The 23,742-nt window shown below is 70.5% G+C and carries 38 protein-coding genes and 1 pseudogene; 6 read left to right on the plus strand and 33 right to left on the minus strand.

Going from position 1 to position 23,742, the window contains the following annotated elements; all coding sequences use genetic code 11:
* Positions 1 to 16: 16 nt before the first annotated feature.
* Genes OG309_RS25350 through OG309_RS25365 form a run of 4 tightly spaced genes read right to left on the minus strand, consistent with a single transcriptional unit; the run spans position 17 to position 2,398 of the window.
* Positions 17 to 640 (minus strand): hypothetical protein, encoded by a 624-nt coding sequence (locus OG309_RS25350; protein WP_329424015.1) that lies wholly within the window; start codon positions 638 to 640, stop codon positions 17 to 19.
* Positions 637 to 1,143, minus strand: coding sequence for a hypothetical protein (locus tag OG309_RS25355; protein ID WP_329424017.1), 507 nt, complete (start codon positions 1,141 to 1,143; stop codon positions 637 to 639). Before OG309_RS25355 ends, OG309_RS25350 begins: the two co-directional genes overlap by 4 nt.
* Positions 1,143 to 2,108: a DUF2637 domain-containing protein gene (locus tag OG309_RS25360; protein ID WP_329424019.1), complete on the minus strand. Its 966-nt coding sequence runs from the start codon at positions 2,106 to 2,108 to the stop codon at positions 1,143 to 1,145. Before OG309_RS25360 ends, OG309_RS25355 begins: the two co-directional genes overlap by 1 nt.
* Positions 2,108 to 2,398, minus strand: coding sequence for a hypothetical protein (locus OG309_RS25365; protein ID WP_329424021.1), 291 nt, complete (start codon positions 2,396 to 2,398; stop codon positions 2,108 to 2,110). The genes OG309_RS25360 and OG309_RS25365 overlap by 1 nt, the downstream gene beginning before the upstream one ends.
* 176 nt (positions 2,399 to 2,574) lie before the next feature.
* Here OG309_RS25365 and OG309_RS25370 point away from each other — a divergent pair, with 176 nt between their 5' ends.
* Together OG309_RS25370 and OG309_RS25375 are read left to right on the plus strand one after the other, a co-directional pair.
* Positions 2,575 to 2,787, plus strand: coding sequence for a hypothetical protein (locus OG309_RS25370; protein WP_329424022.1), 213 nt, complete (start codon positions 2,575 to 2,577; stop codon positions 2,785 to 2,787).
* A 5-nt stretch (positions 2,788 to 2,792) separates the two neighbouring features.
* Complete coding sequence (locus OG309_RS25375) at positions 2,793 to 3,062, plus strand: DUF6221 family protein (RefSeq protein ID WP_329424024.1); 270 nt, start codon at positions 2,793 to 2,795, stop codon at positions 3,060 to 3,062.
* Between the two features lie 60 nt (positions 3,063 to 3,122).
* On the opposite strand, the gene OG309_RS25380 is transcribed toward OG309_RS25375, so the two are convergent.
* The 24 genes and pseudogenes from OG309_RS25380 to OG309_RS25495 all read right to left on the minus strand — a co-directional run bounded on the left by OG309_RS25380 (position 3,123) and on the right by OG309_RS25495 (position 16,069).
* Positions 3,123 to 3,764 (minus strand): hypothetical protein, encoded by a 642-nt coding sequence (locus tag OG309_RS25380; RefSeq protein WP_329424026.1) that lies wholly within the window; start codon positions 3,762 to 3,764, stop codon positions 3,123 to 3,125.
* A gap of 101 nt (positions 3,765 to 3,865) precedes the next feature.
* A complete protein-coding gene (locus tag OG309_RS25385; RefSeq protein ID WP_329424028.1) occupies positions 3,866 to 4,045 on the minus strand; it encodes a hypothetical protein in 180 nt (59 codons plus the stop codon).
* Positions 4,042 to 4,521 (minus strand): hypothetical protein, encoded by a 480-nt coding sequence (locus tag OG309_RS25390; protein ID WP_329424030.1) that lies wholly within the window; start codon positions 4,519 to 4,521, stop codon positions 4,042 to 4,044. The genes OG309_RS25385 and OG309_RS25390 overlap by 4 nt, the downstream gene beginning before the upstream one ends.
* Entirely contained in the window at positions 4,518 to 4,697 is a 180-nt protein-coding gene (locus OG309_RS25395; protein WP_329424032.1) for a hypothetical protein, read from the minus strand. Before OG309_RS25395 ends, OG309_RS25390 begins: the two co-directional genes overlap by 4 nt.
* On the minus strand, positions 4,697 to 5,137 hold the full coding sequence (locus OG309_RS25400) for a hypothetical protein (RefSeq protein ID WP_329424034.1): 441 nt from the start codon (positions 5,135 to 5,137) through the stop codon (positions 4,697 to 4,699). The genes OG309_RS25395 and OG309_RS25400 overlap by 1 nt, the downstream gene beginning before the upstream one ends.
* Before the next feature lie 103 nt (positions 5,138 to 5,240).
* Positions 5,241 to 5,876: a hypothetical protein gene (locus OG309_RS25405; RefSeq protein ID WP_329424035.1), complete on the minus strand. Its 636-nt coding sequence runs from the start codon at positions 5,874 to 5,876 to the stop codon at positions 5,241 to 5,243.
* Positions 5,877 to 5,954: 78 nt separating this feature from the next.
* Positions 5,955 to 6,239 (minus strand): hypothetical protein, encoded by a 285-nt coding sequence (locus OG309_RS25410; RefSeq protein ID WP_329424037.1) that lies wholly within the window; start codon positions 6,237 to 6,239, stop codon positions 5,955 to 5,957.
* A gap of 36 nt (positions 6,240 to 6,275) precedes the next feature.
* Entirely contained in the window at positions 6,276 to 6,668 is a 393-nt protein-coding gene (locus tag OG309_RS25415; protein WP_329424038.1) for a hypothetical protein, read from the minus strand.
* 10 nt (positions 6,669 to 6,678) lie between these two features.
* Positions 6,679 to 7,875 carry a DNA cytosine methyltransferase gene (locus OG309_RS25420; RefSeq protein ID WP_329424039.1) on the minus strand — a complete coding sequence of 399 codons (1,197 nt, stop codon included), beginning with the start codon at positions 7,873 to 7,875 and terminating at the stop codon, positions 6,679 to 6,681.
* Entirely contained in the window at positions 7,872 to 8,090 is a 219-nt protein-coding gene (locus tag OG309_RS25425; RefSeq protein WP_329424040.1) for a hypothetical protein, read from the minus strand. The genes OG309_RS25420 and OG309_RS25425 overlap by 4 nt, the downstream gene beginning before the upstream one ends.
* Complete coding sequence (locus OG309_RS25430; protein ID WP_329424041.1) at positions 8,087 to 8,389, minus strand: hypothetical protein; 303 nt, start codon at positions 8,387 to 8,389, stop codon at positions 8,087 to 8,089. The genes OG309_RS25425 and OG309_RS25430 overlap by 4 nt, the downstream gene beginning before the upstream one ends.
* On the minus strand, positions 8,386 to 9,096 hold the full coding sequence (locus OG309_RS25435; protein WP_329424043.1) for an ATP-binding protein: 711 nt from the start codon (positions 9,094 to 9,096) through the stop codon (positions 8,386 to 8,388). The genes OG309_RS25430 and OG309_RS25435 overlap by 4 nt, the downstream gene beginning before the upstream one ends.
* A gap of 11 nt (positions 9,097 to 9,107) precedes the next feature.
* Positions 9,108 to 9,947 (minus strand): hypothetical protein, encoded by an 840-nt coding sequence (locus OG309_RS25440; RefSeq protein WP_329424045.1) that lies wholly within the window; start codon positions 9,945 to 9,947, stop codon positions 9,108 to 9,110.
* Between the two features lie 240 nt (positions 9,948 to 10,187).
* Positions 10,188 to 10,373 (minus strand): annotated as a pseudogene (locus tag OG309_RS25445) (WhiB family transcriptional regulator); the annotation flags it as partial.
* Between the two features lie 29 nt (positions 10,374 to 10,402).
* Positions 10,403 to 11,299 carry a hypothetical protein gene (locus OG309_RS25450; RefSeq protein WP_329424046.1) on the minus strand — a complete coding sequence of 299 codons (897 nt, stop codon included), beginning with the start codon at positions 11,297 to 11,299 and terminating at the stop codon, positions 10,403 to 10,405.
* Positions 11,296 to 11,703, minus strand: coding sequence for a hypothetical protein (locus tag OG309_RS25455; RefSeq protein WP_329424048.1), 408 nt, complete (start codon positions 11,701 to 11,703; stop codon positions 11,296 to 11,298). The genes OG309_RS25450 and OG309_RS25455 overlap by 4 nt, the downstream gene beginning before the upstream one ends.
* A complete protein-coding gene (locus OG309_RS25460; protein WP_329424049.1) occupies positions 11,703 to 12,536 on the minus strand; it encodes a recombinase RecT in 834 nt (277 codons plus the stop codon). Before OG309_RS25460 ends, OG309_RS25455 begins: the two co-directional genes overlap by 1 nt.
* On the minus strand, positions 12,533 to 13,441 hold the full coding sequence (locus OG309_RS25465; protein ID WP_329424050.1) for a YqaJ viral recombinase family nuclease: 909 nt from the start codon (positions 13,439 to 13,441) through the stop codon (positions 12,533 to 12,535). Before OG309_RS25465 ends, OG309_RS25460 begins: the two co-directional genes overlap by 4 nt.
* Positions 13,438 to 13,896 carry a hypothetical protein gene (locus OG309_RS25470; protein ID WP_329424052.1) on the minus strand — a complete coding sequence of 153 codons (459 nt, stop codon included), beginning with the start codon at positions 13,894 to 13,896 and terminating at the stop codon, positions 13,438 to 13,440. The genes OG309_RS25465 and OG309_RS25470 overlap by 4 nt, the downstream gene beginning before the upstream one ends.
* Before the next feature lie 61 nt (positions 13,897 to 13,957).
* The gene (locus OG309_RS25475) at positions 13,958 to 14,338 is read right to left on the minus strand and encodes a hypothetical protein (RefSeq protein WP_329424053.1); all 381 of its coding nucleotides are present in this window, start codon (positions 14,336 to 14,338) and stop codon (positions 13,958 to 13,960) included.
* A gap of 49 nt (positions 14,339 to 14,387) precedes the next feature.
* Positions 14,388 to 15,206 (minus strand): hypothetical protein, encoded by an 819-nt coding sequence (locus OG309_RS25480; RefSeq protein ID WP_329424055.1) that lies wholly within the window; start codon positions 15,204 to 15,206, stop codon positions 14,388 to 14,390.
* Positions 15,203 to 15,514, minus strand: coding sequence for a hypothetical protein (locus OG309_RS25485; RefSeq protein ID WP_329424057.1), 312 nt, complete (start codon positions 15,512 to 15,514; stop codon positions 15,203 to 15,205). The genes OG309_RS25480 and OG309_RS25485 overlap by 4 nt, the downstream gene beginning before the upstream one ends.
* A gap of 80 nt (positions 15,515 to 15,594) precedes the next feature.
* Positions 15,595 to 15,813, minus strand: a complete 219-nt coding sequence (locus OG309_RS25490; protein ID WP_329424059.1) for a hypothetical protein — start codon at positions 15,811 to 15,813, stop codon at positions 15,595 to 15,597.
* A 10-nt stretch (positions 15,814 to 15,823) separates the two neighbouring features.
* On the minus strand, positions 15,824 to 16,069 hold the full coding sequence (locus OG309_RS25495; protein WP_329424060.1) for a helix-turn-helix domain-containing protein: 246 nt from the start codon (positions 16,067 to 16,069) through the stop codon (positions 15,824 to 15,826).
* A 175-nt stretch (positions 16,070 to 16,244) separates the two neighbouring features.
* Between OG309_RS25495 and OG309_RS25500 the strand changes: the two genes are divergently transcribed.
* Positions 16,245 to 16,670, plus strand: coding sequence for a hypothetical protein (locus tag OG309_RS25500; RefSeq protein WP_329424062.1), 426 nt, complete (start codon positions 16,245 to 16,247; stop codon positions 16,668 to 16,670).
* A 424-nt stretch (positions 16,671 to 17,094) separates the two neighbouring features.
* Positions 17,095 to 18,462 (plus strand): tyrosine-type recombinase/integrase, encoded by a 1,368-nt coding sequence (locus OG309_RS25505; RefSeq protein ID WP_329424063.1) that lies wholly within the window; start codon positions 17,095 to 17,097, stop codon positions 18,460 to 18,462.
* Between the two features lie 134 nt (positions 18,463 to 18,596).
* On the opposite strand, the gene sodN is transcribed toward OG309_RS25505, so the two are convergent.
* Positions 18,597 to 18,992, minus strand: coding sequence for a superoxide dismutase, Ni (gene sodN, locus OG309_RS25510; protein ID WP_329424065.1), 396 nt, complete (start codon positions 18,990 to 18,992; stop codon positions 18,597 to 18,599).
* A 142-nt stretch (positions 18,993 to 19,134) separates the two neighbouring features.
* Here sodN and sodX point away from each other — a divergent pair, with 142 nt between their 5' ends.
* A complete protein-coding gene (sodX, locus tag OG309_RS25515; RefSeq protein WP_329424066.1) occupies positions 19,135 to 19,557 on the plus strand; it encodes a nickel-type superoxide dismutase maturation protease in 423 nt (140 codons plus the stop codon).
* Here sodX and OG309_RS25520 read toward each other — a convergent pair.
* Positions 19,461 to 20,090, minus strand: a complete 630-nt coding sequence (locus tag OG309_RS25520; protein ID WP_329424067.1) for a CGNR zinc finger domain-containing protein — start codon at positions 20,088 to 20,090, stop codon at positions 19,461 to 19,463. The genes sodX and OG309_RS25520 overlap by 97 nt on opposite strands.
* A gap of 96 nt (positions 20,091 to 20,186) precedes the next feature.
* Here OG309_RS25520 and OG309_RS25525 point away from each other — a divergent pair, with 96 nt between their 5' ends.
* Positions 20,187 to 20,951, plus strand: coding sequence for a class I SAM-dependent methyltransferase (locus tag OG309_RS25525; protein ID WP_329424068.1), 765 nt, complete (start codon positions 20,187 to 20,189; stop codon positions 20,949 to 20,951).
* Positions 20,952 to 21,019: 68 nt separating this feature from the next.
* Here the strand turns inward: OG309_RS25525 and OG309_RS25530 are convergent, their stop codons facing one another.
* From OG309_RS25530 to OG309_RS25540, 3 genes are read right to left on the minus strand one after another with little or no spacing between them, the layout of a single operon-like run.
* Positions 21,020 to 21,781, minus strand: a complete 762-nt coding sequence (locus OG309_RS25530) for an amino acid ABC transporter ATP-binding protein (protein ID WP_329424070.1) — start codon at positions 21,779 to 21,781, stop codon at positions 21,020 to 21,022.
* Positions 21,778 to 22,719 carry an amino acid ABC transporter permease gene (locus OG309_RS25535; protein WP_329424072.1) on the minus strand — a complete coding sequence of 314 codons (942 nt, stop codon included), beginning with the start codon at positions 22,717 to 22,719 and terminating at the stop codon, positions 21,778 to 21,780. The genes OG309_RS25530 and OG309_RS25535 overlap by 4 nt, the downstream gene beginning before the upstream one ends.
* Before the next feature lie 32 nt (positions 22,720 to 22,751).
* Positions 22,752 to 23,729 carry an ABC transporter substrate-binding protein gene (locus OG309_RS25540; RefSeq protein WP_329424074.1) on the minus strand — a complete coding sequence of 326 codons (978 nt, stop codon included), beginning with the start codon at positions 23,727 to 23,729 and terminating at the stop codon, positions 22,752 to 22,754.
* Positions 23,730 to 23,742: the final 13 nt, after the last annotated feature.

Consider the following 23,742-nt stretch of genomic DNA (forward strand, 5'->3'; position numbering starts at 1 on the left):
TCCTTGCAGTACTCCATCAGGCGCTCCTCGTGAGGGTCGTGGCGCGACGGCGTTGCGTCTCTGCGGGGTCGGTGACGACGATCCCTGCGTTGCCGATGTGGTCTACACGCAACCCCTCTCGGGGCCCCTCTTCCGGGGCGTTGTTGGTGTTGTTGTTGCTGGTCACGGCGCACCAACAACCGCCAGAGGGGGCGCCGCATGAGCGGGGGATGGCGGTCGCGTGCACGCCTTGCCCGACCTTCCCGCCCGTGCGAACTTCCTTGATCGGGATGCTGGCCTGCGCGAGAAGCGCCCGGAGCGGCTTCGTGTCGGGCAGGCCGGCGGCATCGGCAAGCTGCGTGAGGCGGACGTTCGCGGCGGCGTTGGGGGACAGCTCGTGGAGGAGGCCGATGATGTCGACGGTGTCCTCGTCGGCCTCGTCGTCGGCGCGTCCGCGCCGCCCGGCGACGAGCGCGCGGGCCCGCCGGAGGCCCGCTGCGGTGAGCAACCCTGCGGCGTAGTACGCGGTCTCGGGGACGGTGACGGCGATCGTCCCAGCGAACGTGATGCCGATGGCGAGCAGGCAGCCCTTCGCGGCGCGCTGGCTGGGCTCCTCCCGCGCGTCTGCGGTCTGTTCGTCGGCCTGCTGTTCGGGGGTCATCCCATGGCCGCCGTGAATGCGGCCCCGGCGGCGTTGACGGCAGAGCCGAGCGGTACGGCGGCGATACCGGCGACGGTGCCGGAGAGGGCGAGCAGCGCGCCGGAGGAGGCGCCAGCGGCCAGCTTGCCGTTGGAGACCCGCGGAGCCCACTTCCACAGGGCGATGAGGACGACGGTGAGCAGGAAGACAATCACGAAGCCGCCCTCGGTGAGGACGATGGGGTTGGCCCTGGTGGCGTTGCGGTCGGTACCGCCGACACCCCAGACGAGGCCGACGTAGCCGGCGGCGTTCCCGGCCCAGATGGTGGCCCAGGTGGCGATGCCGAGGAGGGACCAGGCGGTGTAGGTGGCGAGGGCGGCGATCATGCCGTAGAGGTGCGCGAGGACGAAGGGGAGGAGGGCGGTGAGGTCGTGCTTCTCGGTGAACCACCAGCGGATGCCGAAGCCGATGACGATGGCGCAGCCGATGACGATGCCGCCGAGGTTGATCACGGTGTACGGCATCAGACGGCCTTCCTGGGGGTGACGCGGGCGAGGGTGCGGGTGATGGTGTCGCGTCCGGTGTCCTGTCCGTGGATCTTGCGGACGTAGGACACGACCTTGTCCTTGTCGGTGATGCCGGACGCGACGGCTGTCCGGATGGTGTCCGCGATGGACTGTCCGGCGGGCGCAAGCGGGCGGACGGGTCGGACGCGGACAGGCACTGACCTGCTGTCCTTCGCGTCCGTGTCCTGGTCGAGGATGTCCTGGACGGTGTCCATGTCCGTGTCGATCCCAGCTGCGGACAGGTGGCCGACGATGTCGTCGGCGTCCGCGTCCGGGAAGGTGTCGGCGGCGGCGCGGACAGCTGCCCGGATGGTGGTGTCCGTCCGCCTGTCCGGCGCGGTGTCCGTGTCCGGGGCTGCCAGGACGGCTGTCCGCTGGACGGGGTCGAGGAGGTCGAGGCGCGTCCCGACCGCGCTGCGCAGCGTGTTCCAGGAGCGGCCGGGGTACATGACCCAGCCGAGCAGGGGGATGTGCGGGAGGCGTTCGGCGATGAGTCCGCGGGCGGCTCGCTGTTCGTCGCGGACGTCGCGGCGGTGGAGCTCGAAGAGGAGCTCTACGCCTGCGGAGAGGGAGGCGAATCCGGCGCCGGCGGGCATGCCGCCGATGTCGTGGCCGTGGTTCCAGTTGAGGATGCCGGCGACGGCAACGAAGGCGAGGAGGGAGAGGCGGGACATGCCGGCGGGGGTGCCGCGTTCGACGGCGCGGCGGGCGTAGGTGGCGCAGATGAGTCCGGCGGCGTCGAACATCACGCTCAGGGGCCAGGCGAGCCACGGGCGCATGCCCCACTGCTGCAGCTGGCCGGAGAGGGACCAGGCGGCGGCGATAAGGAGCATTCCGAGGACGACGCCCCAGGCGATGCGGATGGGCCAGGAAAGGCGCCGCCCGCTGCGGGGCGGCGCCGTCTGGTGGTACGGGGCGTGCATCAGGCGGTCGCTCCCTCGGCGATGAGGCGGAGGCGTGCGGCGTAGACGTCGCGGGTGTCGCCGGGGCGGATGGGCGGGAGGGAGTCGACGAGCTTGCGCTCGACGGTGTCGGCCCAGGCGCTGGAGCCGTACATGGCTTCGGTGACGACGAGGGCCTGTGCGAGGACGAGGGGCTCGTCGACGGCGTGGGTGGCGTGTTTCGCGGTGAGGCGGTCGGCGAGGTCGAGAAGCAACAGGTAGGTGCGGTCGGGGGTGCCGATGGTGTGGGGCTGCTGGGTACGGTGTCCCATGGCGGGTCCTCCTGGTAGGCAGGTGGATCGGCTGGCCCCGGCGGAGTTGCACCTCCGGCCGGGGCCGTCTTCGTTGTGCCGGTTCGACCGTAGCGAGAAGTGTGGACAATGTCCACACCTCGCGGGAGGATGTACCCATGCCCGTTACCCCGGAGAGTGAGGAGCCGCGGGAGACCATGACCATTCCGAAGCTCGCGGAGCGGGTGGGCCGCAGCCGCACGCTCATCCACCGGCTCGCGACGAACCCGAAGGAGGGCTGGCCGGCGCCCACGTTCCGCCCGGGCTCGTCCCGGCCGGAGTACCCGGTGAAGTGGTTCGACGAGTACTGGGCGAAGCGTCAGGCGGGCATGACGCAGGGCCGCCGCACCGACCTGAAGCCGAAGGAGTGAGCAGCGTGGATCTGGTGGAGTTCTTGCGCGCCCGCCTCGACGAGGACGAGGCCATCATCAGAGACGGGGTAGAGGCAGGCGAGTCGAACATCTCGCTGCTGGACCTCGTCGACATCGACGCCAAGCGGCGGATCGTGGCCTACCTGGTTGGCGAGCTGGAGGATTCCGGCGGGGACAACCCGTGGTGGTACGACGACAAGCTGACGCCGGTCCTGCGCCTGCTGGCCCTGCCGTATGCCGATCATCCCGACTACGACGAGGCGTGGCGCCCGTAGCCGCTCCCGCGCACAGGCCCCCGTCCGGGTGATCCGGCGGGGGCCTGCTGCCGCCTGGGGTCAGGCCGCCACCACTCCGCGCTCGGTCCACCAGGCGCCGCACGACCGGCAGCGGGCGGTGGGCTGGTCGCCGGCGCCGCCGGTGATGACGATCCGTCCGCCGCACTGGCAGGTGTGGTTGGGGGAGAGTTCGCGGGTGCCGTGGGCGAGGTCGAGGGCGGTCTCGACGCGGTGCAGTGCCTCGCGGGCGACGTGGCCGAGGTGGCGTTCCTGGGGCTCGGTGAGGGCGCGTCCGGGCCAGAACCTTCCCTCGGCCCTGGCGGACAGCCACAGGGCCGTCCAGGCGGCTCCGGGGCGGGTGCCGGTGAAGTGCCAGCGGTGCGGGTGGTTGCGGAAGGTGTCGTCAGGGTCCTGCCGGGCGGAGGCGATCTGATCGGCGGTCTCGTGCAGCGCGGCCTCGACGGCGCGCATCGTGTCCATGATCCGCAGGTTGACCGGCACAGGCCGGGTGCCGAGCTGGTCGGGGGAGCGCTCCAGGGCGCGGAGGGCGGCGGCGTCGGTGGGGTCGTGGTGGCTGAGGGCGTCGAGGTAGCTGCGGAGCTGGGGCGGGGGCCAGGCGTGCTGGGTGCGGTCGCCGAGGGCGTTGTCGAGGTCGGGCCAGAGGGTGGCGATGGTCTGGAGCTGGGTGGCGGTGGTGGTCATCGTGGCTCCTGTGGTGGGGTCGAGCGGTACGGTGGGGCCACCGTGTGGGGCGTGCCCGCAGGTGTCTTGGCGGACTGGGCACGCCCCATCGCTGTGTGCGGCTACGGCTGGGGCTTCTGGTGGGGGCAGGGCTCGGGCGTGGGGGTGATCCAGGCGCTGCTGACGGGGAGATCGGGGCCGTTGCCGAAGCGGACGTGGGTGATGTCGAGGCGGGCCCAGCTGGTGACGGTGAGGCCTTCGCAGTCGGGGCAGAGGCTGGGTTCGTCGCGGGTGTCGCTCACGGCTGGGGCTCCTTCGGGCCGGGGCAGAGGAACGGGTAGGGCGGGTTCGTGCCGGAGCAGGCGGGGCAGTCCTCGGCGTTGGCCCGGTTGCCGATGTGGGCGGGCGCCGGGCCGGGCGTCTGCTCCTGCTGCTCGTCGAGGGCGGCGATGGTCGGGCACGGGTGCGGAACGGCGTAGTTGGGGTAGTCGCGGGCCGAGCAGTGCTCGCAGTCGCCGGTGTGGGTGTTGCGGGCGTGGAGGGCGCGGACGCGTTCGATGGCGGCCTCGGCCCGGTCGGCGCGCTCCCCGTTCTCGATGGCGCGGTCGGCGTACCGGGCGGCCATGGTGGTGAGGCGGTCCAGTTCGGCCTCGGCCTTCTCGGCGCGGGCGCAGTGGTGTGCGACGCCGTCGCGGAGGCGCTGTGCTTCGTCGGGGGTGAGGCCCTTCTCGGCGCGGTCGGCGAGGTTGAGGAGCTGCTCGGCAGCGGGCTGAGTCACTGGCCGGCTCCGCTCTGGGCGGGGGTGCCCCAGTGGGTGCAGCCGTCCTTGTGCTTGCCGTCGTGGTTGGCGTCGAGCTCGCAGCGGAACCAGACCTTGCCCTGCCGGTCTCGGTCGACGGTGGGGCAGATGGTGGCCGCGTCGCGGAGGTGGCGGCGCTTGAGGGGCTGGGTCATCAGAGGTTCTCCAGGACGTCGTGGATGGGCCGCTCGTGGGGCAGGTGGGTTCGGCTGGCGGGTCGGCCGCATTCGGCGAGGGGTGTGGTGTGCGGGGCGTGGAGGTCGTGCCATGCCTGCTTGTCCGGGTCGACGAGCTGCTCGGGGTCGTCGGCGCCGCTGTCGGAGGCGTGTAGCCACCAGTCCTGGTCGGTGCCCCAGGCGTCGTCGACAGGGATCTCGGTGAGCTGGAGGTCGAGGGCGGCGGTGATGCGGTGGTGACCGTCGACGACGCGCTGCTCCTCGAAGTCCAGGCGGATGGGTGGGAAGTTGCCTGCCTGGATCTCGCGGGTAATGCGGGCCAGGCGGCGGGGGTGGTTGGCCTTGATCCAGGTGACCTCTTCGGGCCAGCTCGTCTGGTCGCCGTTGGCGTAGTCGTGGATCAGGTCAGAGAGCGGCATCAGCATGGAAGCTCCTGGTGCTTGCGGTTGCGGATGAACAGGTGCCAGAGCAGGGCGAGGACGGGTTGTGCGGCGAGCACGAGGAGGGGCCAGGCCCACCAGGTCACGACTCGGCCCCGGCGGCGAGACGACGGAGGCGGCGGGCGAATCCCTGGGCGACGTCCAGGCACTGGGCCTTGGCGTTGGGGTGGAAGTCGACGGCGGCGATCTCGTCGGCGGCGCTGTTGAGGATCGCGGCCCGGTAGGCGGCGGCGAGGCGGAGAGCTTCCTGCTTGCCGTACTGGCGCCCGATGAACGCGGCGAGGAGCGCGTCGAGGGCCTGCTGCTCGGTGTTGTGGTTGGTGGGAGCGGCCAGCCCGGCAGCGGGCGATCCGTAGGGCCAGATAGCGCACCACGGGCGGTGGTTCTTCTCGGCCGACGGATCGAAACGGCAGGTGCAGGTGCGCTCGTCGGCGGCCGGCTGTCCGGCGGCCTGGCGGGCGGCGTCCCGGACCGTGGCCGCGAGCTCCTTCGCCGCGTCCTGGTCACCGCCAGCAGCGCGGGCAGCGAGGGGCAGGTCGTTCCAGACATCGCCCAGCCACTCCATGGCCCACTCGTCGCCGCTCTTGCTGGCCCGGTCCATGTCGTCGCGGATGCGGCGGAGGGCGTCGACGAGGGGCTGCTGGAGGGCGCGGTACTCCTGGATGGAGGCCATGAGGGCGGAGATGGTCTCGGCGCGGGTGGCGTGCAGGTTGGTCATGGTCATGCTCCTGGTGGTCGGTACGGTGGTGGGAGGCCCCGCTCGATTCCCGCGAGCGGGGCAGGCTTGCGTGCGGGGTCAGATCCGGCTGGGGTGGGACGCGATGTCGGCCTCGGCCATCGCGCGGCTGCACTCGGCCTCCCAGTCCTCGGGCGACTTCCGCGCGTTCTCCTCGGCGTCGTCCTGGTCCTTGACGAACAGGCTGTGGGCGGCGAGCAGCAGCTCGACGAGCCGGTCGGTGGCGGGGTGGTCGTAGGGCACGGCCCAGGCGAGGTCGTCCACGAGATCGGCGATCTCGGTGGGGTCCATCTCGATGTGAATGCGTCGCTGGCCAGCGACGCGGTTGAGGTAGACGCGGTCCATGTGGCTGCTCCTGTCGTGCGGGCGGGTGGAACCGGATCAGACGGCGGTGATGGCTCGGGCGACGGTGAGTGCGGCGGACCAGGCGTTGTGGTCGCGGTCGTTCATGGGCCCGTCGACGGCTCCGGCGGCGAAGCCTCCGCAGTCGGCGATCTCGCGTGCGGTCTGCTCCAGCCACTGGGCGACGCCCAGGCCGACGGCGGGCGAGGCGAAGGCGGCGAGGTAGTCGTCGACCTGCTCGCGGTGCGCGGCCCAGGTCTCGATGAGGACCGTGGGGCGCTCGTGGTTGTCGACGACGACGCGGGACTTGCTTCCGAGGGTGTGTCCGACTTCCCAGCGGGTGCGGTCCTCGTGCGCGGCACCGGTGGCGAGGCTGCGCAGCTTCTTGGCGGCGGCGCGGATCTCGTCGGCGGGGGTGGTGGTCTCGGGCATGGGGTCTCCTTCAGGTGGCGGGGGTGCAGTGGGTTGCGGTGAGGACGCGTTCGGCTGCCCAGTGGGCGACGTTCACGGGGACGGCGTTGCCGATCTGGACGCGTTGAGCCGTGTCCCGGCCGGCGAGGACGTGGTGGGCGGGGAAGCCCTGAGCCCGCGCCTTCTCAGTCGTGGTGAGGGCCCGGTACTGGCAGTCGTCGACCGTCCCGGACGCGGTCGGTACGACGAGGGAGTGGTGGTTGCCGCCTTGCGCGGACAGGGTTCCGATGGGCTCGTCGAGGCTGGATGCGCTGCCGTGGTTCCGCAGGGTGATGACGAACGGCTGTCCGCCGAACCGGTTGAGGCCGGTCTCAACGCGGTGCCGGGTCGCCTTGACGTACGGGGTGTGGGTCTTGCGTCCGCGCCGGCCGTCGCCGAACCGGTGGGTGGGCGCCGTCCAGTCGATGACGGAGCCGATGCCGCGGGTGACGGGTTCGACGGGACGGTGGCCGCATCGGCGGTTGGGGCAGACGTACCGGTACTGGGCGCCGTACTCGCCGACGGTCCGGGCGCGGTAGGGGGTGCTCCACTGCTGCATGCCGTGTACGGGCCCGCAGGTCGGGCACACGGCCTCGGGCCGGGGCCGGAGGTCGGGCAGGCGCTTGATGTCCTTGCGGATCATGCACCACACGAGGCGGTCGCGAAGCTGCGGGAGTCGCTCGTATCCGTCGCCCGCGATGTGCGCCGCGTTGACCGAGGCGATCACGGGGTTGTAGCCGAGGGCGTCCCAGACGTTCAGCCATGCGGTGAACAGGGCGAAGCGGGTGGCGAACCCGGGGACGTTCTCGCCGACGTAGAACCGCGGGCGGTGGACTTCGGCGTACCGGATGGGGTCCCAGGCGGTCATGCGGGTGCGGGCCCAGTCGGCGGCCGGGGGCTGTTGCTCGTCGAGCGGGATTTCGGTCTGGGCGCGGGGGGTTGCGCGGCCGCCGGCGGGGGTGGCTTCCCAGCAGATCGGGGAGCCGACGATGCCGTCGGCTTCGGGGACGCGGCGCATGTCGAGGTTGTTGATGTCGCACTGCTGGGCGAGGAGACCGGGCCAGTTGGCGCGGGCGGTGTCTACGGCGGCCTGCATGTGGTTGGCGGCGTAGATGGGGGTGTGGCCGGCGGTGTGGAAGCCGCGGACGTCGCCGCAGCCGCCTGCGAACAGGTGGACGGTGGTGGTCACGGGTTGCTCCGGGTGGGGGTGATGGTCCAGCCGCTGCTGGCGAGGTAGGTGGCGACGCGGTGGGCGTGGTCGTGGGTGGTTTCGCCGGGTTGGGCGTCGTCGAGGGCGGCTTCGATGTCGGCGACGGCGGCCGGGGGGATGGTGAGCTGTCCGGGGACGGCCGGGGTGGGCGGCTGGTCGAGCAGGGCGCGGGTGCGGTCGAGGCTGGTGGTCATGCGACGCTCCTGGTGGTGGTGCCGCGCTGCTCGGCCTCGGCGAGGATCGCGGCTAGCCGGCGGCGGATCGGTGAGGTGTTGATGCGCCCGGTGCAGTCGGTGTCGGGGGCGAGGTAGCCGTTCCAGTTCGGGTGGCCGAGGACGGCGGCGACCTGCTCGACGAGGTCCGGGTGGTGGGCGACGAGGCGGACGCGCGCGGCGCAGCGGGCGGCGGCCTGCCGGTTTGTGTCCTGGATGAACGCCTTGAGGTCGTTCTGCTGCCGCAGGGCGGTGACGTCGGCTTCGGTGATGTCGGTCATGCGGCGTCCTGGCGGCGGCGGTCCTGGCCGGTGATGACGACGCGGTCGCACATTTCGGTGAGGCGGGAGGCGACGCGGTCGCCGAGGCGGTCGGCGAGCTGCTTGGGCAGGACGTTGCTCGTGAAGAGGGTGGGGAGCTGGTTCTCGTAGCGGTGGTTGACCAGCCTGAAGTTGATCTCTTCGGTCCACTCGGTGGCCTTGGCGGCGCCGAGGTCGTCGACGAGGAGGAGCGGGGTGTGGGCGTAGCGGCGGAACTCGGTCTCGGCGTCGATGCCGGTGCGGGGGCGGAGGGCGGCGTACAGGTCGGCGCTGGAGGTGGCGGTCCAGGTGGCGGTGATGCCGGTGACGGCGAGGGCGCGGAGGGTGCCGTAGGCCTGGTGGGTTTTGCCGACGCCGGTGGGGCCGAGGAGGAGGAGGGAGCGGCCGCGGCGGAGGACGGGGGTGATGGCGTCGCGGCGGGTCTGTTCGGCGCGGGTCTGGTGGACGAGCTCGCCAATCCAGGTGGTGGTGTCGCCGAGGGTGGGGAGGGCGTTGCGGTAGATGAACGGGGTGGTCTTGCGGGCGTGAGTGATGGCGCGGCGGATGAGGTTCATCTTGCTGAAGGGGTCGCCGTCGCGCTGGTTGATCTGTTCGGCGGTGACGCCGCGGTCGGCGAGGAGCTGGTGGAAGTTGTCGGGGGTGAGGTCGATCGGCGGCGTGATGTCCACGGGGGCGCCTTTCAGAGGGAGTCGTAGTAGCCGGACTGGTCGGCTGGGTTGGTCCAGGGCTGGTAGCCGCCGGAGACCGCGCGGAGCGGCGGCCGTGTGGCGCCGGGCTCGGGCAGCGGGGGGAGGTCTTTCCAGCCGGCGAGGAAGTACCGGGCGTAGCTGATGTCCCGGGCGGTGGCCTGCTTCTGGGCGAAGGCGGCGAGGGCGGGTACGCCGGTCCGCTTGATGAGGGCCTCGATGGTGAACCACTCGGCGGTGGAGAGGTTCCAGCGGACGAGGACGCCGGCGGTTGTGAGGGCGTCAACGAGGGGGCGGCAGTTGGCGGGGATGGGGTCGGCGAGGGGCGCGCCTTCAGGCTTGCTTTCACTCCTGGTAGGAGTGGTTTGGTTAAGGGGCCCTGATTCCGGGCCCCTAGGGGCCTCGATTCCGGGCCCCCCCGGCCCGGATTCCGGGCCCCTAGCCATTTCGCTACCGGCCCGGATTCCGGGCCCCTGCTGAGAGCCAGGGGCCTCGATTCCGGGCCCCTGCTCCGGAGCTACCGGCCCGGATTCCGGGCCCCTAGCGCCGGGGGCCGGGCGGACGTACCCCACCGCGAAAGGCAGCCGGTACAGCGCGGCCCGGCTTCCCTGCTGCGCCTCGACCAAGACGAGCTCGCCCGACTCCAGCGCCTTGTCGACCGCTTTCTGGACCACCGAGCGTGAGGTGTTGAGCCGGGCGATGAACTCGGTGGTGCCCATCCGCGTCTCGCACTGGGCGTCCAGCACCTTGTCGGCGACGGCGAGCAGCACCATGCGCGGGTTGCCCTTGGTGCGGCTGTGGTTCCACACCCAGTGCTGCGCGTCGATGGTCACAAGGCCTTCTCTCGGTCGTGGTGCGGTAGGTCAGGCGGCGGGGCGGCGCTGGGCGCGGAGTTCCCGCTGCCGGTCCCGCTTGGCGACGTTCGCCGCGTTGTTGGCCTCGCGGCACGCGTCGTCGACAGGCTCCTTGCGGCGCAGGTGCCGCTCGTACGCCGCCCTGGTGCCGCACGGCGCGAGCGCCTTCCCGCCGGTGTGCGGGCGCGAGGCCGGAGGCGGGGCAGGCCGCTTGTCGGTGCGGCGGAGCTTGTGGCGCTCACGCTCAGAGAGGCCGCCCCAGACGCCGAAGTCCTCGCCGTTGTTGAGGGCCCACTCCAGGCACTGGACGCGAATCGGGCAGGCGAGGCAGACCTTCTTCGCCTCGGTGACCGAGCCGCCCCTCTCGGGGAAGAAAGAATCCGGATCGGTCTGCGCACACAGAGCGTCGGTGGAGAACTTGGCCAGGAACCCGGTCACGCGGCCACCCCCTTCTGCCGCGCGTACGACAGCGCGCGCTCCAGGTGATTGCGGGTGATGCCGAGCCGGTGAGCGGCCTGCGCGATGGTGTAGTCCTGCGTCTCGATCAGCCACGTGGCGTCCTCGGTGATCGCCACATACCGGGCGACCTCCTCGCCGACGTCCGGTGTGGCCGCGGGGCTGTCGATGTAGTCGTCGTCCCACGCGGCCGGCGGAACCCAGCCGTTGGCCAAGGCGTGCGCGCGGGCTTCCTTCGCCCACCGCTGGCCGACACCCTGCGTGCACGGGTCGACGTTCCACAGCTGCTCGTACAGGTCGCGGATGGTTCGAGCGGTCGAGCCGCGAGCGGTTGTGGAGGCCTCGTGCAGCTGGTCGTTGATCGACATCTTGTCGATTCCGGCCCGGCGGGCCAGCTCAATCTGCGGCCAGCCGACGGCGACGAGGCCCTGCAGGCGGCGCCGGGTCCCGGTGCCGTCGACGAGCGCGGACGGGGCGACGAGGTCGATCGACGGACGGATGGCCAAGACCCTGTCGGCGGTCTCGGTACGGATCCGCCGTGACGGGCCGCGCTGGTCGCCGTGTCCGTACAGCAGCCGGCACAGGCTGCCGTTCGACATGCCGGCGAGGACACGCGTGCGCTGGACGCCAACACCGAAGCTGGAGAGCATGCGGATGTGGGCGCGGACCGGTTCGGCGTCGGCATAGGGCTGCCAGCGGCCGTAGGCGATGAGCCGGGTCCGGGCGTTGGTGTAGTCGCGGCTGACCTTGCGGCAGGCGGGGCACTTGCAGCCAAGCCCTCTGGCCCGGGAGAGGGTGCCGTGGTCGGCGCGGGGCTTGGAGCCCGCGGCCGGAGGTCGGGTCACCCCGGCCGCGGGGGTCTCGATGGAGGTCACTTCGGGTCCTCCTGGTCGAGGTCGAGGGCGGCGCGGGCCGCGGGGAGGAGCGGTTCGGCCTGGTAGCCGGTGGCGTCGAGGAGTTGATCGCTCAGGCGGCGGACCACGCGGCGCTGAACGGCGGCCTCGGCCCGGAGCTCGGCGACGGCGCGGAGGGCGCGGGCCAGCCGCATCTCGTACCGGCCGGAGTGCGTCCGGAGCATGTACGCCTTGAGGCGTTCGCGCTTGGCCTTCTCCCTGCCCAGCTCTCGGTGGGCGTTGGTCAGCGCGTACTCGGCGTCGAGGCGGGCCCCGAGCTCGGCGGTCGTCCGGTCTTCGGCCTGCTCGACCATGTGCCAGACGGCATTGGTCGCGAGGGTCACGGCCTGGTCGGCGCGGCGGCGGGAGACGAAGGGGAGTCGCATCACGCCACCTCGTCCTCAACGAACTCGCCCTCGATCACGCCGTCCTCGGCGTCCGGGTCCGTTTCGTCGAGCGGCGACGGCATCGACTCGGCCGACGTGCTCGCCAGCGCCTCGATCGGGGCAGCGTCGGCCTGCGCGCGAAGCTGCTGGGCCACGTACTCGGCCGACGTCGGCACCCACTTCGCGAGCCGGCGGGCGCCCGTCTTCAGCCACATGGACTCCTCGTTGGTGTTCCACGGGGAGTACTCGGAGTGCGCGCCGTCGGACTTGGCCTTGGCCTGCATGACCTGGTCGCGGTTGAGGACGACGACCTTCGAGGTGGCGCCGTCCTTCATGACGGCGTACGCGTACACGCCGACGAGGGGGCCGCGGTCGCCGCCGAACCAGTCGATGCCGTGAACGGGGCGCTCGTCGCGGCCGGGCACGTACTGGAAGGAGTCGTTGGCGCGGACCACCTCGACGATCACCGACGAGACGGCACCGGCCCGGTAGATGAGCTCGATGATGCCCTGGTAGCCGACGATCCCCTTGATGATCTTCTGGCCCCTGTGGGCCTTCGACTTGCGCGGGGTCAGGTAGAACTGCTCGGTGCCCGGCTCCAGACCGAGGCGGGCGGCGGTCCGCAGCTCGCGGAGGAACACGCCGATGTCGTTGCGGGCGGCCTGCTCCAGGTTCTTGTCGCCGCGGATGGCGCCGGTGGCGAGGCGGATCCACTGGTCGGCGTTGATGTGCGAGGGCATGAGGGCGGCGTAGTCGGAGCGGTACTGCTCGACCATGGCGGCCGGTCCGGTGTCGCGGACGGCGATGGCGTTGGTGACGGTCTGCTCGGTCATCGTGCGGTCCTTCGGGTGCGGGAGGGGAGGAGCTGGTAGGTGCGGCCGTCGCGGACGGTGCGGGTGGCGACGCGCTCCCGGCCGACGACCGCGCGGCGGCCAGTGCCGATCGCGTCGAGCAACTCGCCCTTGCAGGCGGTCAGCTCGTCCTCGGCCAGCCAGAACGCGTCCTGCGCGGTGTGGAACCGGGCCCGGAGCTGCTCACTGATCGGCACGTCGACGTCGTCGAGACCGTCGGGGAGCTCGCGGATCGCCTGGTAAGTGGCGGAGTGACCATCGATGTCCGGGCGGACGCCGTGCTTCAGGTCGTGCATGAACGTGGCGCCGGCGTCGCGGAGCATCTGCGCCTCCGCGGCGTCGTACTCGACGACGTACTCGCGGTACTCGCACCCGGCGATCCGTACGGCAACCCAGCAGCGGCGGGCGCCGGTGACGTCGAGGTACCAGAGGCACTGGCAGCGGTAGTGCACGGGGATCTGGCCGGTGCCGGGCTCGCCCCAGCCCTCGTCGTCGCGGGAGGTCTTCGCCTCCAGCAACTCCGTGCCGCCGACGAGCCGGTCCGGGTTCGCGATCTGCCACAACCGGTCCGCGGCGGCGTACGTCGGGGCGGGGCTGACGCGCAGCTCGGGGTGGAGCTCGGCGAACCGCTGGCAGATCCCCGGCTCGTCGACCTTGCCCCAGTACATCTGCTCGGTCTCCTCGACCGGGCCGATGAGCCCCTTCTTCCGGTGCCACAGGGAAAACCGGGACTCGTACGGGGAGAGGCCGAGGACGGCGGCGATCTCGGAGCCGCCGATCCCCTGGGCCCGGGCGGCGTGCCACTCCGGGCTACCGGGCTCGAAGATGCCGACCACGACGGGGCCGGCGGCCGGGGCCTGAGCCCCGGCCTGCGCGGTGTCGTTCACGAGGCGCCTCCCCGCATCTGCTGCGCGGAGGAGACGGCCATGTCGTAGAGGGCGTGGATGCCCTCGGCGAGGTTCCGCGCATCCTCGTCGCGTTCCTGGACGACGAGCGCGTCGAAGAGCGCGTACGCGGTCTGCGACTGGCCGTTGAGCCACGCCGCGGTGAACTGGGCGGCGAAGCGCAGGCCGGGCGCCATGGAGCGGGTGTCGGCCAGTACGTCGCCGTGGAAGGCGAGGAGACCGAAGGTGCCCCGGGCGCCGGGGTTCTGCTTCTCGGCGGCGACGCCGACCATGCTGGCGAGCGCGGCACACATCGAGACTGTGGTGGTGGGGCCGCCCTCAATGAACGGGCCCAGCAGGGTGAGGCCGAGCGCCGGATTGCCGTCCATGCCGTGCGCGACGGCCGCCATGATGGTCTCGGCCGGATCGTTGCACGGGGTGGTTGGGATCTCGGTCATCGGGCGCCTCCGGTGCACTTGCACTCCTCGAACGGCACGCGGCAGACGGGGCAGTTGCCGATCACGCGGCCTCACCGCCACGGCGCGGCGCGGGCAGGGACTTCAGGGCGCGGAGGCTCATCAGCCGGTCCGCGAGGCGCAGCACCTGCACCCCGTACACCGGCACCTTCCCGTCGTCGGCGACCTCGGTGAGGAGGTCGGCGACCCGCTCGTCCCGCTCGTGCGCGGCGTGCGAGTCCGGGCCCTGGTTCGCGGCCTGCCGGGCGCACTCGGCGATGTGGACCAGCTCGGACAGCAGGCCCTCACCGTCCTCCTCGGCCGCCGCCGCCAGGTTCAGGAGCACCGCCGTGAGGTAGTGGGACAGGTCGAGCGTGGCGCCGGTCGGCAGCGGGTCGACGTAGATACGGAACGGCCCGTCCACGGGCATACGGTCGGTACTCACAGGGCGCTCCCGGCGTCGGTGGGGGTGGGGGTGCTGGGGCTGGCGGAGATCACGGCTCGATCACCTCGCAGCGCGAGCAGACGCGCGGGTCCTCGCCGACGACAAGCGGCACAGCCTCCCGGCCCAGCTCCGTGTGCCAGCCGCAGCGGGCGTAGTGGTACGAGAAGCCGTCGTCCTCCGGGCCGGATCGGCGGAGGTGGAGCACGCCGGTGGAGGAGCGCAGGTACTGCGACGCGGGGCGATTCGCCCGCGCCAGGACGCGAGGGTCAGTGGTGCGCGGGGCGAGGGCTTCGAGAGCGTGGTCGAGCGGGTCGACGAGGTGCCGCTGCTCCGCGAGCTCGCCCGCCGTCGGGTGTGGCTTCGCGGGCTCGGCCTGCGGCGGCCAGGTCGGGACGAACGGGGCCGGACGGACAGCGCCGCGCGAGATCTTGTCCGCCATCCGCTCCAACACCTCGGCCTGCGCGGCGTGCTGGCGATTCCTTGTGGACCCGTACTCGCGGGCCTTCTTCAGCAGCCAACGGACAATCGCGTCGGTCTGCTCGGCGGCCGCGCCCTCCAGCTCGGCGATCCGGTCCCGCTGCACCCGCAACGCCTCCGCCGCGTCGGACAACGCCTCGTTCGTCGAGTGCCGCTCCGCCTCCAACTCGGACACCCGGGCCAGCAGCCGGTTGACTTCGCGGCCTCGCGCCATGGCCACCTGGTCGAGACGCCGGAGCGACGAGCGCATCTCAGCGGTCTCGGCCACCGACTCCGGCGACTGGAGCAGGCACGCCGACTCCAATGCGACCGCGACCCCAGCCGCCGTCTTCCTCGTCTTCAGCGCCGCGAGGATCACACCCTCCGCCGCAGCGATCCGCTTCGTGTTCACGCCGTCACCGCCTCAACAACCGGCACCGTCACGGCCATCGACACCGGTACGTCCCGCCACACCGTCGACAGGCGGTACGGCGACACCGTCCGGCCATCGAACACGTACGACAGGCCCGGCGTGACCTCGGCGCCCAGCACCTCGGCGTACGCCTCCAGCGCCGTCACCGACTCCTCGTGCACGAACCCGTTCAGCGAGCCGGTGACCGCGTCGAGCGACCAGCCAGCAGCGGCGAGTTCAGGGTGTTCCTTCAGCAGCTCCACGAGCGCCATCGCGGCGCCCAGCTGCACGGTACGATTCGTGCTCACGGGTTCCTCTTCTCTCTGTGGTTGAGGGATTCCGAGGGGCTGTTCCGGATGCGCGTCCGGGCGGCCCCGTTCTGCTTGGGTCAGGCGGCGCGGCGGAGGCGCTTCGGCTGCGCCGGGATTCGGTGCATCTCCGCGATCTGCGCCCGGTCCTGCGGGCTGAACATCAGCCGGCGGCCCATCCGGTGGGCGGGGAAGCCCTTGTGGTTCACGCCGTCGCGGAGGCGGCGGGCGCCGATGCCGAGCCGCCGGGCGGTCTCGGCGACGTTGGTGAAGTCCTCCACGGTCGCGATGGCGGTCATTCGGGTCACCTCATTCGGTGTCGGTCTCGCTGGGGGCGAGGAGCTGCGTGCTGTCGGGCGGCAGGCCGAGTGCTGTGCGGAGCGCCACGTACTTCGGCGGTCGCATGCGGCGACGGGCGCTGGTTTCCAGCCGCGAGAGATAGCTGGCGGTGATGCCTGAGCGACGGGCGAGGTCGGCGATCTGCAGTCCGCTGGACATGCGGAGCTTCCTGATTGCCGCCCCGTCCACCTCGTAAGTGGGTCGGGGTGCCTGCATGCAGAGAACCTAGCAGGAGTTGCTAGCAACTTCTAGCAGTACTGTGCAGTAACTAGCAGTTCCTCGCAGGATCTGCGATCAGGAACCTTATGTTCAGCTCAAGAGACTGTGAGGAGGAGGTAGAGGCTGAAATGCGTTCCTGGCGATACCTGGGAGTTCCTGGGAACATGTGGCCATGACCACCCCCAGCCCCGCCGACAGGCTGAGACTCGCCAAGCTCGTGATCCAGCGCCGCCGAGAACTCGGCTGGCACAAGGTGGACGCGGCCAAGGCCGCCGAACTCACGCACACCACGTACATGCGCGTCGAGAAGGGCGAGCCGGTGCGTGATGTCACCTACGTCAAGATCGAAGCGGCCTTCGGCTGGGCGCCTGGCGCTTGCGCGGCGATCCTTGAAGGCGCCGATGAGGCGCAACTGGCCGGCGAGGTCGTCGACGGCGTTCGGCTCGCCCCAGTGGCAGGCATGGATGAGAAGGCGCGCAAGGCGGTACAGGACGCCGTCATCGCCGTCCTCCCCGACACGCCGGCCGGAGACATGGTGAAGCTGAGCGAGAAGGTCGTCGAGTTCCTGCGCGGGCGAGGAATTGTCCCGCCTGAGTAGAAATCAACCTCCGAGTCGCACAACCTTTCTGCTGTGACGAGATCGTTACAGTGGGTTCGATTCTTGCATCTGACATATTCCTTTCGATCGCGTGTTTGGTATGCCAAGGTCGTCACATTGGGGTTCCGAAGCGCACCGAAGGGAGGCCCATGCACGAGTTCGTCACGTACGATCCTGGGCCCGGATTCGTCGGCATGTCCGGGCGGGTAGGCGAGAGAATCGTGTGCGTAGTGACGTCGAGAGTCCACACGGACGAGGCTGTTCGGCAGAAGGCTCGCCGACTGATCCGACGTCAAGGAGGTGACTGCGACACCTGCGCCTGCCTGAGCTGCCCGCTCAAGCTGACCGGGTGACGCAGTCCTTACAGGGGTGATCGACAGTCAGGGGTGCCTGTCGGCCACCGGTCGCTCGTGGAGGCGGGACTGTGGCGTACGCAGAGAAGCGCGGCAAGAGCTGGCGGGTCCGGTATCAACTTCCGGACGGCCGCTACGACTCCGAAAGCGGATTCGATACCAAGCAAGACGCCCTCGACTACGGGCGCGCCCAAGAGACCGACGTCCAGCGGAAGGTCTTCGTCAACCCGAAGGACGGCCGGCAGACCCTCGGCACCTGGGCCGACGAATGGGTCAAGGTCATGGACGTCGCCGAGACCACCGACCGCACCTACCTCAGCCGCCTGAACGCCGTCATCCTGCCCCACTGGGAGAACATCGCCCTCGGCGACATCACCGCCATGTCCTACAAGGCGTGGCGCGCCAAGCTGGCCGAACAGTTCAGCAAGAACTATGTCGAAGGCATCGAGGGCGTGATGCGCATGCTGCTCGACGATGCCGTCGAGGAACGCCTCATCCCGTTCAACCCCATGCCCAGCAAGACACGGCGCCGCCGCGGCCGGCACGTCGCCGTCGACAACGAGGACACCTATGTGTGGCCCACGCCGCGTCAGGCCCTGCTCATCGCTGAGAACGCCCGGGCGCTCCGCGGTGACCAGTGGTACGTCATGCTCCTCACCATGGCCTACACAGGCCTGCGCATGGGTGAGATCGCCGGCCTGCGCCGGGACCAGCTGCGCCTCCTCGGCCTGGAGCACGGCCGCTACCTCCGCGTGCAGTGGCAAGGGCAGTGGCTCTCAGCCCATGCCAAGCACGAGGTCGAAAAGGGGCAGACCTGCGAGTCCATCGCTGAGCTGCGCCTCGCCGATCCGAAGCGTGCCGGGGAGATCGCCAAGCTGAACGACGTCGAGGTCGGCGGGAAGCTGCGGGTCGGTCGAAAGCTGCTTCTGCCCAAGGGGTTCACGCTCGTGCCTCCGAAGTACAGCTCCTACCGGACTCTGATCCTCCCGCCGTTCCTCGCCGACCTCCTGTCCGAGCAACTTGCCGCGAAGGCCCACGACGTCCTCGTCTTCCCGTCGCAGCGTGGCCGTCCGCTCCGGGTCGACGATCAGTTCTACGGCCGGTTCTGGCATCCCGCCCTCCAGGGGCGGGATGCCGAGCCGTCCCGGCGCGGCCGGCCCGAGCAGAAGGCGCTGCCGGCCGTGAAGGGCGTGGAGGAGATGGTGCCGCACGGCACGCGTCACGGGCACAAGGTATGGCTCGACGGGCAGGGGCACCCGCGCGTGGCCGTCGAGGAGCGCATGGGGCACAAGCTGAAGGGTGTCGAGGGGACTTACTCCCACACGTCGCCGGAGATGGAGCTGGCGATCGCCCAGGGCTTGCAGAAGCTGTGGGAGGCATCGCTCGCACCGGGCGAGGAGGAGGTGGGCGCCGAGTGGGCACAGCGCCGCTCCGGATGAGGCGGGGAGACCGTGTCTCCCATTCGCCTCCCAGTTGATCTTGGAAAGCCGAACGGCCCGCACCGGATTCCCCGGGCGGGCCGCTCTATTTGCCCTCTGACCTGCAGTGCAGGAGTGAGCAAAGGGGGCCTGGATCAGGCCTTCTTCGTCTCCCAGAAGATGCGGTCGATCTCGGCGATGAGCTCCAGCGCCTTCTCGCCCGTCTTCGGGTCCGTCGAGGCCTTGGCCGCCGACAGGGCCTTCAGGGTGTCGTTGATGAGCGTGTGCAGCTCGGGGTACTTCTCGAAGTGCGGGGGCTTGAAGTAGTCGCTCCACAGCACCGAGACGTGGTGCTTGGCGAGCTCCGCGCGCTGCTCCTTGATGACCGTGGCGCGGGCCCGGAAGTGCGGGTCCTCGTTGGCCTGGAACTTCTCCTGGACGGCCTTGACCGACTCGGCCTCGATGCGGGCCTGGGCCGGGTCGTACACGCCGCAGGGCAGGTCGCAGTGGGCGCTGACCTTCACCTTGGGGGCAAACAGGCGGGAGAGCATGCTGCTGTCCTTCCTCGTGATCGTCTTCTCAGGTGGGACATTACTCGGTGAGAAGCACGTTTTCGCGAGCGCCCCCTTGGGCTTAGGACAAAAGTCCAGGGTCGGCATGGGACTCGTGGACGATGGGACGGTGAGGTGCTTGATGGTGGGATCGGGGCGGGAGCCCGGGGCCCCGTTCGGGATCGCCGAGGTCACGGGGGTGTCGATGGTGCCCACCCTGCTCCACGGCGATCAGCTGTTCGTGCAGTACGGGGCGCGGTTGCGGCCCGGCAACGTGGCCGTGCTGCGGCATCCGCTCCAGCAGGACCTGCTGATCGTGAAGCGGCTCGTCGAGCGGCGGGACGACGGCTGGTGGGTGCTGGGGGACAACCCGGACGCCGAGGGGGACAGCCGGGTCTTCGGCGTGGTGCCCGCGGCTTTGGTGCTGGGGCGGGTGCGGGCGCGGTACCGGCCCGTCACCCCCGGGCGTCAGCGGTCGATCGGCGTGGTGCTCGGCTGGCTGGTCTCGGCCGTCAGGCCTGTCAGGTCGGCGCGTTCCGCCTCCAGGCGCTTGCGGGCGCGGTAGGCGGCGACGTTGGCGCGGGTGGCGCAGCGGTCGGAGCAGTAGCGGCGGGAGCGGTTGGTCGACGTGTCGAGGTAGGCGTTGAGGCAGGGCGCGGCCTGGCACAGGCCGAGGCGGTCGGCGCCGAACTCGGTGAGGTGGAAGGCGAGGCCCATGGCCGCGATCGCGGCGTATCCCGCGGTCGCGTTCGAGGGGTGGTCGGCGAGGTGCATGTGCCACCGCGGCCGGCCCTCCTCGTCCAGGTAGTCGTGGCCCGAGATCTGCGGGCTGACCGGGAACTCCAGGAGGAGGGAGTTCAGCAGGTCCACCGCCCGGGTGTGGTCGCCCTCGTCGGCCGCCGTGAACACCGCGCGCAGCCGGGCGCGCACCGCGCGGAAGCGGGTCACGTCGGAGTCCGTCACCCGCCGGGCCATCTGGGAGGCCTCGCCGAAGAGTTCCCGGACCGCTTCGACCGAGGTCAGGGAGTCCTTGGAGCGGACCGGCTCCTCGGTGTTGACCAGGCGCACGGCGTAATCCGAGTAATAGGCCAGTTCCACTTGTAGTCCTTACGGCGGCGGTCTAGGGTCGGTGCGGAGGGAGCGTAAGTGACGCTTTTCCTTTGAGGGTATTACGTCGAGGGCGAGGGTGGAGCGATGGCGGACGCGGCGGTGACCGGAACCGACTGGGCGGCCTGGCAGCAGAGCTGGGACCGTCAGCAGGAGTGGTACATGCCGGACCGTGAGGAGCGGTTCCGCGTCATGCTCGACATGGTCGAGGCGCTGGTGGGGCCGGAGCCCCGCGTGCTCGACCTCGCCTGCGGTACGGGAAGTATTACGGACCGGCTGCTCCGTCGGTTCCCGAAGGCGACCAGCACCGGTGTCGACCTCGACCCCGCCCTGCTCGCCATCGCCGAGGGGTACTTCGCCGGCGACGAGCGGGTGAGCTTCGTGACCGCCGACCTCAAGGACCCGCAGTGGGCCGCCGCGCTGCCCCACGACACGTACGACGCCGTGCTCACCGCCACCGCTCTCCACTGGCTGCACAGCGAGCCGCTGGCCGGTCTGTACGGGCAGCTGGCGGGGCTCGTGCGGGACGGCGGGGTGTTCATGAACGCCGACCACATGATCGACCAGGACACCCCCCGGATCAACGCCGCCGAGCGGGCCCGGCGCCACGCCCGGATGGCCGAGGCCAAGGCGGCCGGCGCGGTCGACTGGGCCGACTGGTGGGCGCTCGCCGCCCAGGACCCCGTCCTCGCCGGGCCCACCGCCCGCCGCTTCGAGATCTACGGCGAGCACGCCGACGGCGACATGCCCGCACCCCGCTGGCACGCCGACACGCTGCGCGCCGCGGGCTTCGGCGAGGCCCGGGCCGTCTGGGCCTCGCCCTCCGACACGCTGCTGCTCGCCGTGCGCTGAGCGGCGGCCGGGGAGCGGGAAGGGGCGGTACGGGCTCGTGCCCGTACCGCCCCTTCCTCGATGTGCGGCTACAGCACCTTCGACAGGAACGCCTTCGTCCGGTCGTGCTGCGGGTTGGTCAGGACGTCCCTCGGGTGCCCCGACTCGACCACCACGCCGCCGTCCATGAAGACCAGGGAGTCGCCCACCTCGCGGGCGAAGCCCATCTCGTGGGTCACGACGACCATCGTCATGCCCGACTCGGCGAGGTCGCGCATGACGTCGAGGACGTCACCCACGAGCTCCGGGTCGAGCGCTGAGGTCGGCTCGTCGAAGAGCATCAGCTTCGGCTCCATCGCCAGCGCGCGGGCGATGGCCACGCGCTGCTGCTGGCCGCCGGAGAGCTGCGAGGGGTAGTTCCACGCCTTGTCGGCGAGGCCGACCTGGTCGAGCAGGCGTTCGGCTCGCTCGCGGGCGACCGCCTTGCTCTCACCCTTCACCTGGATGGGCGCCTCCATGACATTGGCGAGGGCCGTCATGTGCGGGAACAGGTTGAAGCGCTGGAAGACCATGCCGATGTCGCGCCGCTGGAGGGCGACCTCGCTGTCCTTCAGCTCGTAGAGCTTGTCGCCCTTCTGGCGGTAGCCCACGAGCTGGCCGTCGACCGACAGGCGCCCGGCGTTGATCTTCTCCAGGTGGTTGATGCAGCGCAGGAAGGTGGACTTGCCGGAACCGGACGGGCCGATCAGGCAGAACACCTCACCGTTCTGCACCTCCAGGTCGATGCCCTTGAGGATGTGTGCGGCGCCGTAGGACTTGTGGACGCCCTCGGCCTTCACCATGGCAGTCACTTGGCCACCGCCTCACGGTTGGAGAATCGGGAGAGGTTCGCCTTGACCTTCTGCCACGGCGTGAGCGGCAGCGAGCGCAGCGCGCCCTTCGCGTAGTGCCGCTCCAGGTAGTACTGGCCGACGCTGAACACCGAGGTCAGCGTCAGGTACCAGACCGAGGCGACGAAGAACATCTCCATCACCGCGAACGAGGTCGAGGCGATGTCCTGTGCGCTGCGCAGCAGGTCCGGGTACTGCACCGCGACCACCAGCGACGAGGTCTTGAGCATGTTGATGAACTCGTTGCCGCTCGGCGGGATGATCACCCGCATCGACTGGGGCAGGATCACCCGGCGCATCGTCTTGCCCTGGGACATGCCCAGTGCGTGCGCCGCCTCGGTCTGGCCCTCGTCGACGGACTGGATGCCCGCTCGGACGATCTCCGCCATGTACGCGCCCTCGTTGAGGCCGAGGCCCAGCAGGGCGGCCAGGAAGGGGGTCATGACGTCGGTCATCTCGTCCTTGTAGAACCCGATGTTGAGGATCGGGAAGATCAGGGCGAGGTTGAACCAGATGAGCAGCTGGACGTAGACCGGGGTGCCCCGGAAGATCCAGATGTAGAGCCAGGCGACGCTGTTGGTCACCGGGTTCTTCGAGAGGCGCATGATCGCGAAGACGATGCCGAGCACCAGGCCCAGCGCCATCGAGGCCACACTGATCAGGATGGTGTGCCACAGGCCGGTGAGGATGCTCGGGTCGAAGAGCTTCTCCGGCACGGTCGCCCAGCGCACGTCGCCCTGCGAGAAGGCGAAGACGAGCAGGGCGAGGAGGGCGACGACCAGGATTCCGGCGACCCAGCGGCCGTAGTGGCGTACCGGGATGGCCTTGATCGCCTCAGGCGGGTTCCCCGCAGGGGCGGGCGACGCCCCGGCGGGAACCTTGTCGATCTTGTCAGTCACAGCGACTGCCCTTCGGTGTTGCGGGACGAGGGTCAGGAGCCGCCGTTGATCTTGGCTGCGGGGATGGCGCCGTCGCCGGCGTTCCACTTGTCGAGGGCGGCCTTGTAGCTGCCGTCCTTGATCGCCGCATCCAGAGCCGCGGCGAGAGCGTCCCGCAGCTGGGTGTTCTTCTTGTCGACGGCGATGCCGAAGTAGCCGGCATCGGTCTTGTTGGCGATGGCCTCGAAGTCGTTGCCGCCACCGGCCGTCTGGGCGATGTACGCCGCGACGGGCGAGTCGTTGAGGTCGGCGACGGCGCCGCCGGCCTTGACCCGGGTCTGGGCCTCGGCGTCGGTGGGGAAGGACTCGAAGGTCAGCTTCGGCTTGCCCTCCTTCTCGCACTTCGCCGCCTGGTCCTTGGCGGCCTGCTCGTAGGTGGTGCCCCGCTGCACGGCGAGCTTCTTGCCGCACAGGTCGTCCAGCGACTTGATGTTCTCCGGGTTGCCCTTCTTCACCAGGATGCCGGTGGAGGCGGTGAAGTAGTCGACGAAGTCGACGCCGGTGCCGGTCTTGTTGCCCTTGTCGTCCAGGCCCTCCTGGCGGGCCTTCGTGTCCGTCATCGAGGACATCACGATGTTCGTGCGGCCGGTGGGCAGGGCCGTGAGCAGGGTGTCGAACGTGCCGCTCTCGAACGTGAACGTCACGCCGAGCTGCTTGGACAGGGCGGCCGCGATGTCGGGGTCGACACCGACGACCTGCTCGCCCTTCTTGAACTCCATCGGCGCGTAGGTGGCGTCCGTGCCGACCTTGATGACGCCGGCCTTCTGGATGTCCGCCGGCAGCTTCGAGAAGAGCGGGGCCTTGCTGGAGCCGGCGGTGGTGGAGGAGCCGCCCTCCTTGGTGGAGCCGCCGTTGGTCTGGTCACCACAGGCGGTCAGCAGCATGGAGCCGGCGACCGCGATGGCGGCGACCGCGGCAAGACGGGAGGTGCGGGTCTTGGCGGTCGTACAGCGCGTGGAGCGTGCGGTCATGGTCGGGTTCCTC

Source organism: Streptomyces sp. NBC_01268, from assembly GCF_036240795.1.
Lineage (GTDB): Bacteria > Actinomycetota > Actinomycetes > Streptomycetales > Streptomycetaceae > Streptomyces.

What these genes read in the sequence shown, in the direction of transcription:
- OG309_RS25350 (WP_329424015.1), bottom strand. Translation starts at nt 640, where the DNA reads ATGACCCCCGAACAGCAGGCCGACGAACAGACCGCAGACGCGCGGGAG.
- OG309_RS25355 (WP_329424017.1), bottom strand. Translation starts at nt 1,143, where the DNA reads ATGCCGTACACCGTGATCAACCTCGGCGGCATCGTCATCGGCTGCGCC.
- OG309_RS25360 (WP_329424019.1), bottom strand. Translation starts at nt 2,108, where the DNA reads ATGCACGCCCCGTACCACCAGACGGCGCCGCCCCGCAGCGGGCGGCGC.
- OG309_RS25365 (WP_329424021.1), bottom strand. Translation starts at nt 2,398, where the DNA reads ATGGGACACCGTACCCAGCAGCCCCACACCATCGGCACCCCCGACCGC.
- OG309_RS25370 (WP_329424022.1), top strand. Translation starts at nt 2,575, where the DNA reads ATGACCATTCCGAAGCTCGCGGAGCGGGTGGGCCGCAGCCGCACGCTC.
- OG309_RS25380 (WP_329424026.1), bottom strand. Translation starts at nt 3,764, where the DNA reads ATGACCACCACCGCCACCCAGCTCCAGACCATCGCCACCCTCTGGCCC.
- OG309_RS25395 (WP_329424032.1), bottom strand. Translation starts at nt 4,697, where the DNA reads ATGACCCAGCCCCTCAAGCGCCGCCACCTCCGCGACGCGGCCACCATC.
- OG309_RS25400 (WP_329424034.1), bottom strand. Translation starts at nt 5,137, where the DNA reads ATGCCGCTCTCTGACCTGATCCACGACTACGCCAACGGCGACCAGACG.
- OG309_RS25405 (WP_329424035.1), bottom strand. Translation starts at nt 5,876, where the DNA reads ATGACCAACCTGCACGCCACCCGCGCCGAGACCATCTCCGCCCTCATG.
- OG309_RS25410 (WP_329424037.1), bottom strand. Translation starts at nt 6,239, where the DNA reads ATGGACCGCGTCTACCTCAACCGCGTCGCTGGCCAGCGACGCATTCAC.
- OG309_RS25415 (WP_329424038.1), bottom strand. Translation starts at nt 6,668, where the DNA reads ATGCCCGAGACCACCACCCCCGCCGACGAGATCCGCGCCGCCGCCAAG.
- OG309_RS25425 (WP_329424040.1), bottom strand. Translation starts at nt 8,090, where the DNA reads ATGACCACCAGCCTCGACCGCACCCGCGCCCTGCTCGACCAGCCGCCC.
- OG309_RS25430 (WP_329424041.1), bottom strand. Translation starts at nt 8,389, where the DNA reads ATGACCGACATCACCGAAGCCGACGTCACCGCCCTGCGGCAGCAGAAC.
- OG309_RS25455 (WP_329424048.1), bottom strand. Translation starts at nt 11,703, where the DNA reads ATGCGACTCCCCTTCGTCTCCCGCCGCCGCGCCGACCAGGCCGTGACC.
- OG309_RS25460 (WP_329424049.1), bottom strand. Translation starts at nt 12,536, where the DNA reads ATGACCGAGCAGACCGTCACCAACGCCATCGCCGTCCGCGACACCGGA.
- OG309_RS25470 (WP_329424052.1), bottom strand. Translation starts at nt 13,896, where the DNA reads ATGACCGAGATCCCAACCACCCCGTGCAACGATCCGGCCGAGACCATC.
- OG309_RS25490 (WP_329424059.1), bottom strand. Translation starts at nt 15,813, where the DNA reads ATGACCGCCATCGCGACCGTGGAGGACTTCACCAACGTCGCCGAGACC.
- OG309_RS25495 (WP_329424060.1), bottom strand. Translation starts at nt 16,069, where the DNA reads ATGCAGGCACCCCGACCCACTTACGAGGTGGACGGGGCGGCAATCAGG.
- OG309_RS25500 (WP_329424062.1), top strand. Translation starts at nt 16,245, where the DNA reads ATGACCACCCCCAGCCCCGCCGACAGGCTGAGACTCGCCAAGCTCGTG.
- sodN (WP_329424065.1), bottom strand. Translation starts at nt 18,992, where the DNA reads ATGCTCTCCCGCCTGTTTGCCCCCAAGGTGAAGGTCAGCGCCCACTGC.
- sodX (WP_329424066.1), top strand. Translation starts at nt 19,135, where the DNA reads ATGGTGGGATCGGGGCGGGAGCCCGGGGCCCCGTTCGGGATCGCCGAG.
- OG309_RS25525 (WP_329424068.1), top strand. Translation starts at nt 20,187, where the DNA reads ATGGCGGACGCGGCGGTGACCGGAACCGACTGGGCGGCCTGGCAGCAG.
- OG309_RS25540 (WP_329424074.1), bottom strand. Translation starts at nt 23,729, where the DNA reads ATGACCGCACGCTCCACGCGCTGTACGACCGCCAAGACCCGCACCTCC.